The organism is Paenibacillus sp. J22P90, from assembly GCF_059692195.1.
The window spans coordinates 192,830-208,685 of sequence record NZ_JCAUAY010000009.1; the positions used below are offsets into that span (position 1 = coordinate 192,830).

The following is a 15,856-nucleotide window of genomic DNA, read 5'->3' on the forward strand; positions in this document are numbered from 1 at the left end:
CTATTAAGGTGCACTAGTTAGAAACTGTGCGCTTGGGTTTTTGTCAATGGAAGAGCGCAGCGCGTATTCACTTTCGAACAAGCCCACGTAATTCCCCTTCTTATCTTTCACCAATTGGGAGTTAATCCGGAATTTAGCTGGGTCGATTTTATCATCGATGATCCAACGCGCAAATTGATAGTTCTGACGCTGCAAAATAATATCAACGCCATATTCCGATTTCATCCGATGCTCCAATACTTCAAATTGAAGTTGACCTACGACGCCAAGAATCATATCCTCGAAACCAATCGTCGTGAAGACCTGGATCATCCCTTCTTCGGTCAATTGATCAATACCTTTCAGGAACTGCTTTTGTTTCAAAGCATTTTTGATTGAAACCTTGCTGAATAGCTCCGGCGAGAACGTTGGAAGCTCATCGAATACGACCTCTTCCCCTTCGCTTAAGGAATCGCCAATCCGGAAAATACCTGGATCAAATAGACCAATGATATCCCCTGGGAAAGCCTCTTCTACGATATCACGATCTTGCGCAAGAAACTGCTGTGGCTGTGCCAGTTTAATCTCCTTGCCAAGCCTTACATGCTTCACGCCCATACCACGCTCGAACTTACCAGAGACGATGCGCAAGAAAGCTACGCGGTCACGGTGAGCGGGGTTCATATTCGCTTGAATTTTGAACACATAGCCCGAGAATTTCTCTCTTGTTGGCTCAATTACGCCAGCAGTACTCGTACGCGGCTCTGGTGGCGGTGCAAGCTGCAAGAAGTTCTCAAGGAACGTCTGCACACCGAAGTTGTTCACTGCGCTTCCGAAGAAGACAGGTGTAAGCTCACCCTTCATCACTTTTTCCATATCAAAAGGATCCCCAGCGACATCGAGCAGCTCGATATCTCCGCACAATTGCTTGTGCAGGAAATCACCTGCGATTTGCTTCACTAACGGATCTTCCACGCCATCAACCTTGCGGACTTCAATCTCCCTGTGATCATCGCCTTGATACAGTTCCAATTGGGATTTTCCACGGTCATATACACCACAGAATTGCTTACCTGAGCCAATCGGCCAGTTCATCGGATAAGAACGAATACCGAGCACTTCTTCAAGCTCTTCTAACAGCTCGAAAGGATCACGGCCCTCACGGTCCAATTTGTTAATGAATGTGAAAATCGGAATCCCGCGCATACGACATACTTGGAATAGCTTCTTGGTCTGTGTCTCGACCCCTTTGGCAACGTCGATCAACATCACCGCGCTATCGGCGGCTGTCAATGTACGATAGGTGTCCTCACTGAAGTCTTGGTGACCAGGAGTATCCAGAATGTTGACGCGGTGACCTTCATAGTCGAACTGCATCACGCTTGACGTTACGGAGATACCACGCTGCTTCTCTATTTCCATCCAGTCTGATGTAGCATGCTTACTCGCCTTACGTCCTTTAACCGTTCCTGCTAAACGAATAGCGCCCCCGAATAGGAGCAGTTTCTCTGTGAGTGTTGTTTTCCCCGCATCCGGGTGAGAAATAATCGCGAACGTCCGTCGTTTAGCGACTTCTGTTTCGAGAATTTTGGTGAGTTGCGTTTTCATGTGTTCGTTTATTCCCTTCTTCTTTTACATATATCTTACATCGGAATCAAGCGTGCGCTTTCTCCAAGGGAACACTCCAGTTCGCTTCATCAATGAACGTGCGAGTGCTGAATTCCCGGCCGCGTACTACCACTTTATCCGCAAATACTTGCACATAAATGCCCTGTGCTTTATCCTGTGCCGTTTGCTGGTATGCTCGATTCAGCGTTCTCCCTACAGAGGCATTATGGAAATAATGGAACGTCTCCTGAATATAGTGCGGTGTCCCGTTCTGGAAATCCTGATGACGATGACCGCAGAAGACGAACACATTTTTATAATCCTTCAACGTCTCACGGAACTGAATGGCACGAATCAACTGGTGTGAACCACCATTCGTACCTACAGGAGGCAGTGGTTGATGGGTCATGACAAATATAGGTCTTCCTGGTTTATATAAATTGCCCATTCTGCCTTTGAACCAAGCTAATTGTTCATCTGAGTACCAGGCGCCTTCACCTACTTCAGGCTTCTCTTGCACGTAAGCTTCCTGCGATAGCAATAGTATAGAGTGTCCGTTTGCCGTAAAATCATTATAAAGGGAAGTATAGCCCATAAACTTTTTGAACTGCTCTCTACTTATCGCATCGCTCTTGCCATTCGGCACTTTCTCCTGATCCCAGCTATTCGCCTTATTAATCCAAATCGTGTAATAATCATGATTCCCCATATTCCCATGAAGAGGAGGAAGCTTATAATCATTCAAAATGGCGCGCAATGCCTTATAGTCGACTTCAGTCCCTGTATCTGTCAAATCACCAGTCAGCATAATCGCATCGACGGGACCATCAAAATGGGTGACATCATCCAGCGCTAGCCTAAGCTTCTTATTGGGGAGAGAATCCCCCGATGTGACATGAAGATCGCTTAAAATAAAGAAGGACATCAGCGGGCCAAGCGGCAGCGGTTCCTCGGAGGGTACTGCGCTCGGTACTGCACTCGTTTTAGGAGGCTCAGCAGTTGCCACAGGAGCGGCAGCAGTCTGATTCTCGGGAATGAATCTTTTCTTAACCAACAGACTAAACCAAGCACTTAATCCTACTAAAACAGCCCCAATGGCCAGTAGCCATCGCACAAACGCTCTCCGTGACATCGACGCACCCCAAGTGTATAAAAATAAGAAAATGACTATATGCACTAGTATACCACAAATCGTGTCATATACGTCGTCCATACTAGGTGACATCCCAGCGATTTCTTCGCCTTCTTGTCCCTCCAAGAAAAAAACCAACAGGCCAAATGGCCTGTTGGATGAACTACCCTATATTAAGCCAATACGGTTGTTTTTTGAATAGCTTCCCAATCGACTTCCCCTTCATTCTGTCCGTTGATCGGCCACCATTTGAACCCATCATCGTTTAGAAGCTTCGACGCTTCTTCAGGGCCCCACGAGCCGGCAGGATAGTGCTTGAGGTCATCTGAACGTTCAGCCCATGCAGCTGCGATACGGTCCACATAGGACCAAGCAAGCGCTACTTCATCCCAACGTGTGAAATACGTTGAATCTCCACGCGTAGCGTCATAAAGCAAACGCTCGTAAGCCTCAGGCGTGTTGATGCCGATCTGACAGCTTTGACAGAAGTCCATCGCAACAGGTACGATCACACCTTCAGAACCAGGCTGTTTCGCGTTCATTTTCAAGTAAATGCCTTCCATCGGATTCACACGGAATACGAGGAGGTTTGGCTCCAAGTCATGCTTCTTAGCCAGGTAGACATTGTTCGGAATGTTCTTGAATTCCACCACGACCTCAGTCGTTTTGAGCGGCAATCTTTTTCCCGTACGAATATAGAATGGCACACCCGCCCAGCGGAAATTATCCACGTGAACACGTGCTGCAAAATAGGTTTCTGTCGTCGATTGCGGATTCACGGAATCCTCTTCACGGTAAGCAGGCAGCGCCTTGCCTTTGGCAGAACCGCTCGCATATTGACCGCGAATGACATTGGCGCGTACATCGTCACCGTCTTCGAACATCCGAAGGGAACGCAGCACCTTCACCTTCTCATCGCGAATATCCTCCGGATGCAGACGGCTAGGCGGCTCCATGGCCATCATCATCAGCATTTGCAGCATATGATTCTGACCCATATCACGAAGGGCGCCTGAGTGGTCATAGTACCCACCGCGCTCTTCTACACCAACAGTCTCACTCAGCGTGATCTGGATGTTTGCTATGTATTTATTATTCCAAAGTGGCTCAAAGAAAGCATTCGCGAAACGAACAAACTCAATGTTTTGAACCATTTCTTTACCCAAGTAATGATCGATGCGATAAATATCTTTCTCTTCGAACACTTGACGAAGTTGTCCATTCAAACGCTCCGCCGATGGCAAATCGTAGCCGAATGGTTTTTCGATAACAAGACGATGCCAGCCCTTCGTGTTGAGCAAGCCGCCTTCACTTAAATTATAAGATACATTGCCGAACAGTTCAGGCGCCAGTGCCAAATAGAACAGACGGTTACCACCCGTTTGATATTTCTCATCCAGCTTCGCAGTCAGCGTGTTCAGCTCGTGGAAGCCAGCCACATTGTTAATGTCGAGTGACATGTATTCGAATCTTTGGGCAAACTTCTCCCATTCTGCCGCATCCGTATTTTTGTAACGAGCGAAATCTTGAATGGAATTTTTCACGTCATCACGGAACTGCTCATTCGTACGCGGTCTGCGAGCCAGACCCACTACTGCGAAATTATCGCCTAACTTGCCTTCCCGATAAAGGCTGTAAAACGCTGGAAACAATTTTCTTTTAGCTAAATCTCCCGTTGCACCGAAAATATAAAACACAGCTCCACTCATCTATGCATCATTCTTTCTCTATTAGAATTAGTTAATAAGCTTAGCATACCTAAAATTGTCAAGCTATTCAACTTATCTCGACAATTTCTCCCATAACTTTTTCTTATGAGAAACTAGACATTCGTCTATACCGTTACAAGTCACATGGCATAGGCTAACAGTACATACCAATACGGAGGTGCCACCTAGTCATGCAACCCTTTCATCCGATCACCGAAAAAAACTGCAAAACCCTTATCGGAAAGCCCGTTCTTGTCTACTTAGCGAATGGCTCTGACTATTATGGAATCGTCAGTCGCGTTGAGAAAAATAAGCTCATCTTAAATGACACCAAACAAGCTAAACTCAAATCCTCGACCAAGAATACGAAGCCAACGGTTACTAAAAAGGGGAAAAAGAAGACGGCCCAGTCGGATACCCCTACGGTTACGACACCACAAGATCAGCTCTCCTCTTTCGGTCTTATTCGATTTGGAGGCCCTGCGCCAGAACAAATAGCAAGACCTACTGGCCCGGTAGATATTCAAATTGATTATATTGCCGCCATGTTTAGCGAATAAGCCATGCATATGGAGATGAAGGCTGTGGATGCTAGGTTCATCTACAGCCTTTTCTCAGCGTTTCAACTTCTTGGTCATACGATAGCAGCTTAGCTCTGGCACATAGTTATCGATTTCATACCCTCTTTTGCTATAAAAACGAATTGCCTTCGGGTTGCTGTCATCAACGAAGAGCTCGACAGATTGGCAGCGCTCACGAAGCCCGTAGTCTTCTGCCGCCTTCATAAGGGTATGCCCGATGCCTTTCCCTTGCTCACGGGGATCAACAGCCAGCATATCAATAAAGAGCCTCGAGGATTTGCGCATGACCGAAATGAAGCCGTAAGGCCGTTTATATCCTTTTGCGATGACTAAAGTTTTATTTGCGTTTAGTCGCCTGCGAATCTCCGAGAAAGTAACCGAATTACCTGAGTTATACATTTTGGAAAAAGGAACTAATTGTTCAACAACTAATCGATATATAGCAGCGTCGTCAATGGTAGCCAAACGTTTGCGTATCACATGGCACCGCCTCCACAAGAAGCAATAATGCTATCTTATGTTGGTTATGCTGCAATTGACCCCACAAGTACCAATTTACCCCAGTCTACGCAAGTGATATACTAAAGGTATACGAAATGAGGTGATCCTGATGATCAATGCGTATCCATCCGTCATGGCTGTGAACAGGTATCAAACCCATAAGGATTATTACCGCGTCGGGGCTGTAAGTGCGGTTTCCGGAGGTAAGTCGAATACCCTTCGGCGCATGCTGGATCTGCCCTTTGAGCAACTCGCCTACAAACAGTTCGCACAAAAAGCCGCCAAAGACGTAGCAAATTTCGTTCAATCTACGGAAAACGTCAAGCAATCGGCGCAAACGCTCGTTAACACGGAAACCAACCTCACCCAGAAAGTTCAAGACTTTATTCATACATATAATAGCTTGCAAGATCAGCTAAAAGATTCCCCTGACTATATCAGCCATGCCCTGCTACAAGATCTGGAGGGGCAGCTTAAGCAGCCTGATGAGCTTGATCATAAAACCTTGCTCAATCTCACCAGCTTTGCAAGCTCGTTAGTCAACAGCATTGATCGCTTGCAGCAGCTGCCATCCGCTTCGCTGTTTCAATTATCTACATCGCCGCTCAAGCCATACGGTCAGTATCAATCTCAGCTTGGCGCCTATTTACCGGTTCCCATGCGCGGTTTGTTGGTGGATGCGAGGATGTAAGCATGTATACAAAAAAAGGCTGTCTCCCACAAGTAGAATGATCTACTGGCGAGAGACAGCTTTTTTCACATTTTAAAATAGCTTTTTGCCTAACACATGATCAATAGGAATGAAACCAATAACCCGACTATCCATACTATTGTTGCGATTATCCCCCATCACGAAAATATGGTCGGCTGGAACGGTCCACTTTTTGTTCCCGTTTGCTCGCATTTCCTCGTTGATGTACGTCTCATTCAGAAGTTCGCCATTGCGATACACCTGATTATCTTTCAGCTCAATTTGATCCCCTGGCTTGCCGATCACTCGCTTGATCCACACATGCTTATCATCACCGCGGACAAATAAGCTGAGCAACGGGCTGTCTAATAAATCATTAATAAAAGTCCGCTTCATATCAACCCGAGAATCGATAATGACAATGTCCTCGTAATTGGGTTCGTAACGAAACGTATGTGAAAGCTTCGATACATACACACGCTGACTATCGTGCAGCGTCGGATCCATCGAATGCCCGCTAACCCTCGTCGACTGGAATACAAATACACCTAGAAATACTACTAATACAAAGGAAATCGCAATGGAACCAAACCAGCTCCAAATCTGTTTGACTACATTCAAGCTAATCGCTCCCTCGTGTTATTCGGCCAGCCCGTGCTTGAAGGCATAAATGGCTGCTTGTGTGCGATCATCTACACCAAGCTTGGACAGAACGTTCGTGACGTGGAATTTCACCGTCTTCACACCGATGAATAAATCATCGGCCAACTCTTGATTGGATTTGCCCTTCGCAATTAAGCGAAGTACTTCCATCTCACGATCCGTTAACTCTTCATGCGGCTCCGTTACTGGCTTCGGTTGTCGGAAGCGGTTCATGATTTTTGAGGCAACCTGCGACTCCAGAATCGATTGCCCCTTCGCCGCGGCTCTAATCGCTTGCGCGATTTCGGAGGCACGCGAGGTTTTCAACAAATAGCTGAAGGCACCCGCTTCGATAACTGGATACATTTTCTCATCATCTAAGAAGCTCGTCAACACAATGACCTTACACTCCGGGTACAATTGCAGCAATTTTCTAGTCGTTTCTATCCCGTCCATGCCTTCCATGACCAAGTCCATCAGGACAACATCAGGACGATATTCTTGGGCTAAACGTATACCATCATGGCCATTGCTCGCTTCGCCTACAACCTCAATGCCATCTTCTGTTCCGAGAACAGCTGCCAATCCAATTCTGACCATTTCATGATCATCGACAAGTAGTACTTTGATTAAGGTTTCGTCCATTTGCTTCTCCCTCTCTATGTACAGTGCTAATTCTCGATCAATTGAGGATCGCTTGCTAGAATGGGTACTCGAATCTCGATACGTGTTCCTCGTTCAGGCGCTGTGATAATATCGACGGAACCCCCGATTTCATTCACACGCTCCTTCATAGACACGATGCCATAGGAAGTCAGCTTCTTCGCGTCAAGCTCAAAGCCAACGCCATCGTCGCGGATTACTAGACGAATGCCATCCGAGCGATGCAGCAGCTTCACTTCTAGCTTATTCGCCTTCGAGTGGCGCAGTGCGTTCGAAAGCGCTTCTTGCACGATTCGGAATAAATGATCCTCAATCCCTTTGTTCAAACGGATTTCCTCATCCATATCCCAGCTGATCGCCATCGGTACCTTGGCAGCCAGCTCTTTCAATAGTTCAACGAGTCCCTCGGACAATCGTTTTCCTTCGAGATGGATCGGCCGCAGGTGCAGTAATAAGGCTCTCATTTCCGATTGTGCAACGGAAGCCATCTCTTCAATCAGATGGATTTGCCGCTTCGCTTTCTCAAAATCCTTATCTAACGTACGACCTACAGCTGTTGCTGTCATCGAAATCGCAAACAATTGCTGGCTTACCGCATCATGCAACTCGCGTGCCAACCGCTGGCGCTCTTCAATTACCGCTGACAGCTTGGCTTTCTCTGTAAGCTCAGCGTTGCTGTTCGATAATCGTTGAAGAGAAGTCACCTGCTCTTCCCATCGCTTCATAATACGGCCGAGTTGTTCGCCTAAACGCCCAATTTCATCATCGTCTCCGTTATGGAAGTCCACTCGCGCAAACGTGCCTTTTTCTAATAAAATCATCGTTTCCATCATCGGCTCAAGTCTGCGCGTAACCTTCGAGCTGTTCCAGTAACCGAAAACCGCTCCGATCACACCGAGAATCAACAAAGCCATGAACGAGAATTTGACCCCCTGCTGCCAGCTGGTAAAGGGTTCAATCAAATTCCTTGAATACAAAAAATATAGCATAGCGCCGAAAACAGCGAAGCTAAAGAGGATTGATTCCCCCATGCTTCGCCATATCATATTCGTTAATCGTCGTTTGTAGCCGTCCACTTGGTGAGGAACCCCCCTTAAATAAATGAAAGCACGCTCCCTAAGGAAGGTCTCATGTCTCATTTATTAAGAAATATAGCTAGTTTTTTATATGGGAAACCTTACAATACTTTAACCTTGATATCTCCTACGATGTAAGAGAGAACTAGTTTCACGCGATGGTCGCAATACGCATAATTCTCCGATTGCCATACCACTTTGTTCATCACACCTGCTTCGCGTTGTTCAGCGACATGAAGCTGACCGAACATGACGGAAGATGTAACGGAAACGCCGATATCATCAGGTACTTTAATATCAATATCTCCGATAACGCCCTGAAGGATGACTGTCGTTTCTTTTTGTTCTAGGATGGCCAGCGAGAGATCAATGTACGTTTCTCCCACCAAGTACCACGTTGATGTATTTCTTAGAATCCACGGCTCTCTGCCGAGGCGTATGCTATCTACAATCTTTTGCTTCTGTGTGTAGGTCTCGTCTTTATGAACCTGTTTGGATCGAATGAAAAATAAACCTAATGAAATCAACACAACCGAGATCACAATGGTGAGATGATCACCAAATAAAATGACGGCGCCAATCCCGATTAGCACATATCCCTTACGCTCTTTCCGCGAATGAACACGATGAACGCCCAGCAGAATGAGGAAAACAGCGAGAATGGGAAAAAAGCCAACGGTATGTTCCAGAAGCAAAAAAACACCGGCTCCAATCAGCACAAGCGCTGTATTCCGGCTGCGGTTATTTTTCGTTTCTTCTCCCATCGATGCACCTCCTCTGGCTGCCAATTCTCTTTCGTTCATACGTTTCCTAGCATACCATAAGAATGGACGACCTCCAAGCAGCAAATCCTTATCCCGCAAGGCTTTGCTTCGATGGAGGTCACGATCCTGGCTATTTTCTGTTGCGCGGGTCGTGCGGGTCATGTGGGTTGTACTGATTGTGCTGGTCGCGCGCGCGCTGCTCCTGCTGCCAATCCTGCTGCAGCTTGCTGCGCAGCGAGCGCAGCTCGTGCTGAAGGTTGCCTCCGGCTTCCTTCAGCGTCTCCCTCGACAGGCGGCCCGCTACGCGGAGCCCCTGCAGCGCCTCCCGGCCGAGCTCGCGGCCGGTCATCTCGAGCTCGCGCCATGTGTCGCGAGCTTCTTTGCTGTGCAGCCCGCCGCTCGGCTGCACGCCCTCGGCTGCGTGCCCGGCACGCAGCTCGCGCAGTTCCTCTGCGATCGCCAGGCACAAGTCCTGGCTGCTCGCGTACTGCGCGCGGTAGTGCTCAGCTGCGGCTTCCTCGCGCAGCTTCTCTTGCAGGGCGAGCCGCGCGAGATCCTCTTCGCCGGCGCGCATCGCCAGCTCGGCTTGCTCGCCGCGCAGCTTCGCCATCTCTTCCGCTCGCGCGATGTAGCTGCGTAGCGTAATCGTTGCCTGAAGCGCGTCGTCGTAGCGCTCCTCCAGCCTTGCTATGGCACCGTCCATATAGGCGCCTGGGTTTGTTTTCCCGATGGTCTCCTGCCAGACGGTTTCTGCCATTTTGCCTATACGATCAAATATATTAGTAGGATCAATTTCCCGATTCTTATTATTCATGTCAATCGCCCCTCATCGCTTCATCATACTCCTATCGTAGCTCAATTACAGGAAGTCTAAAACCGACTATCGACTGTTTTTGAACCTAGACCTAAGTCCAGTATTATTCGCTTACCCATAATTTGGTCGTTGTTCGAGCCTACCTGCAGTGATAAAATATTTGAAGCCGAGTCTGGTGCATAAATTAGGCACTGGTACGGGGGACGAAATACTTGGGGTGAATATTTGCTTCAGCTTGGAGCAGACTAGGGAGAACCTTCTTCCCGAACCCGTCAACTAACCTCGAAGGCTCATTGAAGGAGGATATACGAATTGAATAAGCTTACCAAAGGGCTAACTAGCCTTGCTGTGTCACTAGCAGTATTGGCAGGGGGCTTTCTTTCCCCATTTTCCGTGCAAGCAGCAGAGATGAAAGTGAAAGTGCAAGTCAATGATGACCTGATTCATTTTCCTGATGCACAGCCATTTCTGGATGGCAACCAAACGACCCAAGTTCCGCTTCGGTTCGTAACCGAGAAGCTAGGATATACCGTGAACTGGCAAAAAGACGGAAATCAAATCAAAGTAACCCTAAATAACGACAAACATACGATTTCCTTGGTATCCGGTCAAAAAGAAGCCAGCATCGACAACGAACCTGTTGTCCTAGATGGAGCTTCCCAATTTCAAAATGGACGCGTTTATGTGCCTCTTCGTTTTCTTTCAACAGCCGCAGGAATTCCTGTAAAATGGGATGCCAGCAGCAATCTAGCGATCCTAAGCAAAGATGGCGGCAATCATGCGCCAGACTATGAAATTTTTGAATCTACCGCTTATTCAGCAGATCCTTCCGAAAATGGCGGTTACGGAGCCTTTGATTACATGGGCAACCCCCTTGCGATCGGCACCGTTGCTGTTGATCCAAACGTTATTCCACTAGGCACTAAGCTTTATATTGAAGGTTATTCGTATAGCGGTCTTCCTACTGGGGGCATGTACGTGTATGCGACGGATACCGGTGGAGCTATTAAAGGAAACCGAATGGATATCTTCATCCCAGGTTCAAGAAAATCCCTACGAAGCTTTGGCATTCAAAAAATTAAAGTGTATCACCTGCCAAATTAAATAAAGAAGCTGCCTTGAGAAATTTCTCAAGCGCAGCTTTTTGTCGTAGGTGAATGTTCCCATGAAAAGAGGGCATTCGTCCAATCACCGGGGCTCCCGCCTTCATATGATATATAGTGTTTAACCCATATTAATTAAAAACCGGAGGGGATACTATGTCAGCTGTAGTTGGAACGCCAGGATACGGAAATTCTGTGGGCGTAATTCTTGTTCTTTATGTGTTGTTGGTCATCATTCTTGCTACTTTCTACTAGGACTTATACCCCAACTCGCTTTATACAAATAGCCCGCCTGTTAAAGCTCTTTAGAGCTTTGGCAGGTGGGTTTTATTTCGTGAGCAGCTGGGACGGGTCTAGGGAGCCTAGCAGGAACGAGGCTAGGGAGCCGCGGCTTGCGAGTTTAAGCTCCTTTCCTCTTCCCGTTCCCACTTTAGTCCAAATTTACCGAACTAATCCCCCCATCCGCACCATCTTTTCTCGATTAGTCCTACCTAAATAACCGAACTAAATCGCCAATAACAACCCACTCGCCTGAAAAACCGGGAAATAGATCGGCAGAATCGAACTATTTCCCAATTTTAGATTGAAGTCCCCAATTTAGTTCGGATAAATCGAACTAACGGCAGTTTCTACCTATCTACTCCCACCGCCCCCTTCAGCCTCCAAACCTTAGCTACTCAACAAAAAAAGCCACAAGTAACCTCCTATCAGAAGGTTACTTGTGGCGCCAATCGTTCGATAATATATCATTTATAATTCCACGTAAAAAGTAAAAGTCCACTTTGTTATCTCGTTGCTGTTTCGTTGTTATCTCTCACTACTATCTCTACATCATCTAGTCCCATAAACCTTCACACAATCCCCGCGCCGAAAACCCTGTCCACCTGCTGGCAACCAAATCAAGCAATCCGCATCTTTGATCGACACCATGATGCTCGACTTATCAATACCTGCTGGTTTGACCCATAGGGTACCTGCTTCGATGCGCGTTGTCCCACGAATATAACGTGGATAGGCAGAGGGTTTATCGTATGGAACATCCAAAAAGGCTGTAAACTCTTCCGCCACAGGATGCTGGTTGCCCAACATCGCGTGAATGACAGGCTTAGCAAAAAGCTCGAATCCAACAAACGATGCTCCCGGATTACCGGACAGCGCTAGTAGCAGCTTTCCTCGCCATAGTGCAGCACTCGTTGGCGTACCTGGTCGCATCGCTACTTTATTAAAAAGTAACTTTCCGTCGAATCGACCGAATAGATCAACAAGGACATCGTAATCGCCAACAGAGACGCCGCCTGACGTTAGAATAAGATCGACATCAACCATCACGGCCTCCAGTGAAGCCTCCACCTGCTGAGGATCATCCGATAGTGCCGGCATGATTAGAGCTGATCCCCCAATAGCTTCCACTTGAGCCGCCAGCATGTAGCTGTTACTGTTGCGTATTTTACCTGGTTGGAGTTCCTGTTCGACATGTAGAAGCTCTGATCCCGTTGAAAAAATAGCCACCCTAGGCTTTCGGTACACCTCAACCTCTGCGAATCCGAAAGTCGCCAAAATCGCGGCTTCCCCTGGACCAATCCGAGTTCCTCGTGCGATCACGAGCTCTCCGCGGGCAACTTCACCTGCAATTGGCGTAATATTACTCGCCGCTTGCACATTCTTCTTAATCCTCACCTTGGCGTCGTCAGTTGACAAGGAATCCGTCATCTCCAGCATCACTACGGCATCTGCACCATCCGGAACCGGAGCTCCCGTCATAATCCGCGCGGCAGTTCCTATCCGAATCGTCTGCTGAGGCATCGTACCGCTTGGAATTCTCTCGATCACATGAAGAACAGTCGGAGCATCCGGCGTCGCCTCAGCGATATCCTGGGAGCGAACCGCATACCCATCCACACCCGATCTGCGAAAATGCGGTACAGCATGATCCGCATAAATGTCCTTCGCTAATCGTCTGCCAAAGGACGCCTGCAGCGAAACAATCTCCGTTTCCATGGGTTTAACGTACCCAAAAAGTGCAGCACGCGCCTCCTCAACGGATACAACGTGACGGCCAAACCTTAGGCTCATTTCGCTATTACCTTGCTTCCCATGGTTCATCTCGCTGTTACCTTGCTTCCGATGCTTGATTTCGCTATTCGCTTGCTTCACGTGCTTCCGATGCCTCCCATGCCCTCTAGCTAGCCGCCGATTTGCGACATTCTACGAACAGTTGGTGTATGCGACTGTTCCTCATTCATCAAAGCCTGAGCCATCTCATGATTTTGTGGTTTGATATCCAGCGCACGGAAGAACAAATCTTCCACCGCAGCATCATCACCGATATATTTTCGCACATTAAATTCATCCGACCAATATAAACATGGCTTGATATTCCCATCTGCCGTCAGTCGCAGTCGATTGCAGGTTTCACAGAAGTGATCGCTGATCGGATGAATCAGACCGAAAGAACCTAATGCACCCTCAATGCGATAGTTTTGTGCAGGGCCATTACCATAAACCGCGTCGGAAGCTTTCGCCTCCCAGCCCATTTCCTTGCAACGTTCTAGAACTGTCGTAAGCGAAAGGTAACGGCTTTTCCAATCCTCATCTTGATGACCGATCGGCATATATTCTATAAATCGCACCTGAATCGGGCGATCAATCGTCATTTGTAAAAAATCAGCGATTTCATCATCGTTAATGCCTTTCATTAACACAACATTCAGCTTAATCGGCGTAATGCCTACACGATAAGCTTCTTCAATAGCGGCCAATACGCGCCGAATATCCCCGCCACGCGTGATCAATGAGAAACGATCCGCTTTTAGTGAATCCAAGCTAATATTGACACGCGTTAACCCTGCTGCTCGAAGCTTTTCAGCCCGCGATGCAAAGTAAATCCCATTCGTCGTTAAGGCTATATCTTCAATGCCCGGAATCTGTGATAGCATGCCGATTAGCTGCTCTAGGTTTCTACGTACCAGTGGCTCTCCGCCGGTTAATCGCAATTTGCGAACACCAAGTCCAGCTAATACACGGACGATCTCTGTTATTTCCTCAAAAGTTAACAACTTCTCATCCGGCTCAAATTCCATGCCTTCTTCCGGCATACAATATACACAACGCAAATTACAACGATCTGTCACTGAGATGCGCAGGTAATCATGCATCCGCCCAAAACGATCCATTAGCAGTTTTGGCATAGGTGTTCACCTTCTCTCTCTGTCCATTATGGCATATTTTCTGACAAAATCCTAGATTTCATAGCATTTTCCCAAAAAAACCAACTATAATGATAGATTATCTAACATCATTTCATATTCTTCTGGTGTATTAATATTCGTCGCAAAATTTGTACGGAGTCCGCGTTCCTCGAAATCATCCGTCCCCATGGACTGCCAATCCAGATGCTCAAGCAGCCCCATCAAGCGATAGTTTTGTTGTTGCAGCAGCAGTTCGGCCTCAGGCCCAACTTCTCTGGCATAAACTCCATGAAGGGGATGCAGACGACCTTCTAACTCTGGAATAACCGCATCCACGTTAGACTCTCGGCATAGCTCTACCATCACTTTAGCGGCATCTGCAGAGATGAACGGCATATCGCAGCCGACAATCCATAAATGAGACGCAAGTGCGACGCGGGAGGCAACATGAATACCGCTCAAAGGGCCTTTTTGAATATAGTGGTCGCTAACACACTGCACGTTTATCCCCTCTGCTTCTGCAAGCAAAAGTAATGGCTGTAAGACCTCTATTTCATTCGTTACCACAATGATTTGCTCACACGCGCGGGACATTTCCTTCATTTGTCTTACAAGTATAGCTTCCCCCTGAACAGGCAAAAGAGCCTTAACCTTTCCCCCCATACGGCGATTCAAGCCTCCAGCCAAAATAACGCCCGTCATCATGCCTCAAGCTCCGCCAATCGCTTCTGAAAAGATTTTGTCCAGCTGGCAGATAACGCATTTGCGGTAAGCACTCTTTTAACCCCTTCAAGATTATTCTTATCGTGATACTTGATCTGATTAGCGAACGCAACCGTCACACCCGCTTCATCTCTAGCAACCAGTCTCATCTGTGAACCTGGCGAGATGACTCCCTCTTTTAACACTCGAAAATAATACCCCGTAAAGCCAGTTTCTTGCACCTTTAAGGTGGCTTCTGGCCAATCCATGCGCTTTGCTAGCTTATGACAAGGCTGTCTGGGCTGCGACACTTGAACGATAACCTCATCAATGGCAAACGTATCCCCAATACACAGCTCATGCTCCTGCAGACCGCGAATCGTGAGATTTTCACCAAAGGTTGCGGCTTCAAGCTTATGACCCCTAATATTTTCCCAGTAAGCATAGTGCTCTTCGGGATATACACAGATCGCTTTATCGACACCCCCGTGAACCGTCAGGTCAGCCTGCCCGTCCCCGTCTATTTGCATCTTTGATACAAACAAAGAGGAGCTGACCGGCGTCTTATAAATCCCCGTGGTCAGCTCTTTGCCTTGATATTCAATCGTTTGGGGTAACCCCACGTTTAAAGATGTAATTTGCATGGCAAATGTCCCTCATTTCCGAACAGGATTCTTTGCCCTTACTATACCAAAATACTTAC

At 47.4% G+C, this 15,856-nt stretch carries 17 protein-coding genes and 1 riboswitch; of the genes, 4 read left to right on the forward strand and 13 right to left on the reverse strand.

All coding sequences use genetic code 11. The features are described from left to right. Nucleotides 1-3 precede the first annotated feature (3 nt). From AC58UX_RS26340 to zwf, 3 genes are all read right to left on the reverse strand, one after another. Entirely contained in the window at nt 4-1,587 is a 1,584-nt protein-coding gene (locus AC58UX_RS26340) for a peptide chain release factor 3 (protein WP_497258266.1), read from the reverse strand. A gap of 46 nt (nt 1,588-1,633) precedes the next feature. Then, nucleotides 1,634-2,701, reverse strand: a complete 1,068-nt coding sequence (locus AC58UX_RS26345; RefSeq protein ID WP_497258268.1) for a metallophosphoesterase family protein — start codon at nt 2,699-2,701, stop codon at nt 1,634-1,636. A 191-nt stretch (nt 2,702-2,892) separates the two neighbouring features. Beyond that, nucleotides 2,893-4,428, reverse strand: coding sequence for a glucose-6-phosphate dehydrogenase (gene zwf / locus AC58UX_RS26350; RefSeq protein ID WP_497258270.1), 1,536 nt, complete (start codon nt 4,426-4,428; stop codon nt 2,893-2,895). 191 nt (nt 4,429-4,619) lie between these two features. Between zwf and AC58UX_RS26355 the strand changes: the two genes are divergently transcribed. After that, a complete protein-coding gene (locus AC58UX_RS26355) occupies nt 4,620-4,988 on the forward strand; it encodes an LSm family protein (protein WP_497258272.1) in 369 nt (122 codons plus the stop codon). A 54-nt stretch (nt 4,989-5,042) separates the two neighbouring features. On the opposite strand, the gene AC58UX_RS26360 is transcribed toward AC58UX_RS26355, so the two are convergent. After that, nucleotides 5,043-5,489, reverse strand: coding sequence for a GNAT family N-acetyltransferase (locus tag AC58UX_RS26360; RefSeq protein ID WP_497258274.1), 447 nt, complete (start codon nt 5,487-5,489; stop codon nt 5,043-5,045). Nucleotides 5,490-5,619: 130 nt separating this feature from the next. On the opposite strand from AC58UX_RS26360, the gene AC58UX_RS26365 reads away from it, so the two are divergent. After that, nucleotides 5,620-6,201, forward strand: a complete 582-nt coding sequence (locus AC58UX_RS26365) for a hypothetical protein (RefSeq protein ID WP_497258276.1) — start codon at nt 5,620-5,622, stop codon at nt 6,199-6,201. Between the two features lie 72 nt (nt 6,202-6,273). On the opposite strand, the gene lepB is transcribed toward AC58UX_RS26365, so the two are convergent. The 5 genes from lepB to AC58UX_RS26390 all read right to left on the reverse strand — a co-directional run bounded on the left by lepB (nt 6,274) and on the right by AC58UX_RS26390 (nt 10,103). Continuing rightward, nucleotides 6,274-6,822: a signal peptidase I gene (gene lepB, locus AC58UX_RS26370; RefSeq protein ID WP_497258278.1), complete on the reverse strand. Its 549-nt coding sequence runs from the start codon at nt 6,820-6,822 to the stop codon at nt 6,274-6,276. 18 nt (nt 6,823-6,840) lie between these two features. Continuing rightward, nucleotides 6,841-7,488: a response regulator transcription factor gene (locus AC58UX_RS26375; RefSeq protein ID WP_497258280.1), complete on the reverse strand. Its 648-nt coding sequence runs from the start codon at nt 7,486-7,488 to the stop codon at nt 6,841-6,843. A gap of 26 nt (nt 7,489-7,514) precedes the next feature. Further along, on the reverse strand, nt 7,515-8,582 hold the full coding sequence (locus tag AC58UX_RS26380; protein WP_497258282.1) for a sensor histidine kinase: 1,068 nt from the start codon (nt 8,580-8,582) through the stop codon (nt 7,515-7,517). Between the two features lie 101 nt (nt 8,583-8,683). Beyond that, nucleotides 8,684-9,346, reverse strand: coding sequence for a cell wall-active antibiotics response protein LiaF (gene liaF / locus AC58UX_RS26385; RefSeq protein ID WP_497258284.1), 663 nt, complete (start codon nt 9,344-9,346; stop codon nt 8,684-8,686). Nucleotides 9,347-9,476: 130 nt separating this feature from the next. Then, the gene (locus tag AC58UX_RS26390) at nt 9,477-10,103 is read right to left on the reverse strand and encodes a PspA/IM30 family protein (RefSeq protein ID WP_497258286.1); all 627 of its coding nucleotides are present in this window, start codon (nt 10,101-10,103) and stop codon (nt 9,477-9,479) included. 211 nt (nt 10,104-10,314) lie between these two features. Continuing rightward, a riboswitch (cyclic di-AMP (ydaO/yuaA leader) is annotated at nt 10,315-10,467 on the forward strand. Between the two features lie 5 nt (nt 10,468-10,472). Here AC58UX_RS26390 and AC58UX_RS26395 point away from each other — a divergent pair. Continuing rightward, nucleotides 10,473-11,264 carry a stalk domain-containing protein gene (locus tag AC58UX_RS26395; RefSeq protein WP_497258288.1) on the forward strand — a complete coding sequence of 264 codons (792 nt, stop codon included), beginning with the start codon at nt 10,473-10,475 and terminating at the stop codon, nt 11,262-11,264. Between the two features lie 155 nt (nt 11,265-11,419). Then, a complete protein-coding gene (locus AC58UX_RS26400; protein ID WP_497258290.1) occupies nt 11,420-11,518 on the forward strand; it encodes a YjcZ family sporulation protein in 99 nt (32 codons plus the stop codon). A 576-nt stretch (nt 11,519-12,094) separates the two neighbouring features. Here AC58UX_RS26400 and AC58UX_RS26405 read toward each other — a convergent pair. The 4 genes from AC58UX_RS26405 to AC58UX_RS26420 form a co-directional block, all read right to left on the reverse strand. Further along, the gene (locus AC58UX_RS26405) at nt 12,095-13,417 is read right to left on the reverse strand and encodes a molybdopterin molybdotransferase MoeA (protein ID WP_497258292.1); all 1,323 of its coding nucleotides are present in this window, start codon (nt 13,415-13,417) and stop codon (nt 12,095-12,097) included. Nucleotides 13,418-13,446: 29 nt separating this feature from the next. Continuing rightward, nucleotides 13,447-14,451 carry a GTP 3',8-cyclase MoaA gene (gene moaA, locus AC58UX_RS26410; protein ID WP_497258294.1) on the reverse strand — a complete coding sequence of 335 codons (1,005 nt, stop codon included), beginning with the start codon at nt 14,449-14,451 and terminating at the stop codon, nt 13,447-13,449. Nucleotides 14,452-14,535: 84 nt separating this feature from the next. Further along, complete coding sequence (gene mobA / locus AC58UX_RS26415) at nt 14,536-15,153, reverse strand: molybdenum cofactor guanylyltransferase (RefSeq protein ID WP_497258296.1); 618 nt, start codon at nt 15,151-15,153, stop codon at nt 14,536-14,538. After that, nucleotides 15,153-15,797, reverse strand: coding sequence for an MOSC domain-containing protein (locus AC58UX_RS26420; RefSeq protein ID WP_497258298.1), 645 nt, complete (start codon nt 15,795-15,797; stop codon nt 15,153-15,155). Before AC58UX_RS26420 ends, mobA begins: the two co-directional genes overlap by 1 nt. Nucleotides 15,798-15,856 lie beyond the last annotated feature (59 nt).

What these genes read in the sequence shown, in the direction of transcription:
- AC58UX_RS26340 (WP_497258266.1), bottom strand. Translation starts at nt 1,587, where the DNA reads ATGAAAACGCAACTCACCAAAATTCTCGAAACAGAAGTCGCTAAACGA.
- zwf (WP_497258270.1), bottom strand. Translation starts at nt 4,428, where the DNA reads ATGAGTGGAGCTGTGTTTTATATTTTCGGTGCAACGGGAGATTTAGCT.
- AC58UX_RS26355 (WP_497258272.1), top strand. Translation starts at nt 4,620, where the DNA reads ATGCAACCCTTTCATCCGATCACCGAAAAAAACTGCAAAACCCTTATC.
- AC58UX_RS26365 (WP_497258276.1), top strand. Translation starts at nt 5,620, where the DNA reads ATGATCAATGCGTATCCATCCGTCATGGCTGTGAACAGGTATCAAACC.
- AC58UX_RS26375 (WP_497258280.1), bottom strand. Translation starts at nt 7,488, where the DNA reads ATGGACGAAACCTTAATCAAAGTACTACTTGTCGATGATCATGAAATG.
- liaF (WP_497258284.1), bottom strand. Translation starts at nt 9,346, where the DNA reads ATGGGAGAAGAAACGAAAAATAACCGCAGCCGGAATACAGCGCTTGTG.
- AC58UX_RS26390 (WP_497258286.1), bottom strand. Translation starts at nt 10,103, where the DNA reads ATGGCAGAAACCGTCTGGCAGGAGACCATCGGGAAAACAAACCCAGGC.
- AC58UX_RS26400 (WP_497258290.1), top strand. Translation starts at nt 11,420, where the DNA reads ATGTCAGCTGTAGTTGGAACGCCAGGATACGGAAATTCTGTGGGCGTA.
- moaA (WP_497258294.1), bottom strand. Translation starts at nt 14,451, where the DNA reads ATGCCAAAACTGCTAATGGATCGTTTTGGGCGGATGCATGATTACCTG.
- mobA (WP_497258296.1), bottom strand. Translation starts at nt 15,153, where the DNA reads ATGACGGGCGTTATTTTGGCTGGAGGCTTGAATCGCCGTATGGGGGGA.
- AC58UX_RS26420 (WP_497258298.1), bottom strand. Translation starts at nt 15,797, where the DNA reads ATGCAAATTACATCTTTAAACGTGGGGTTACCCCAAACGATTGAATAT.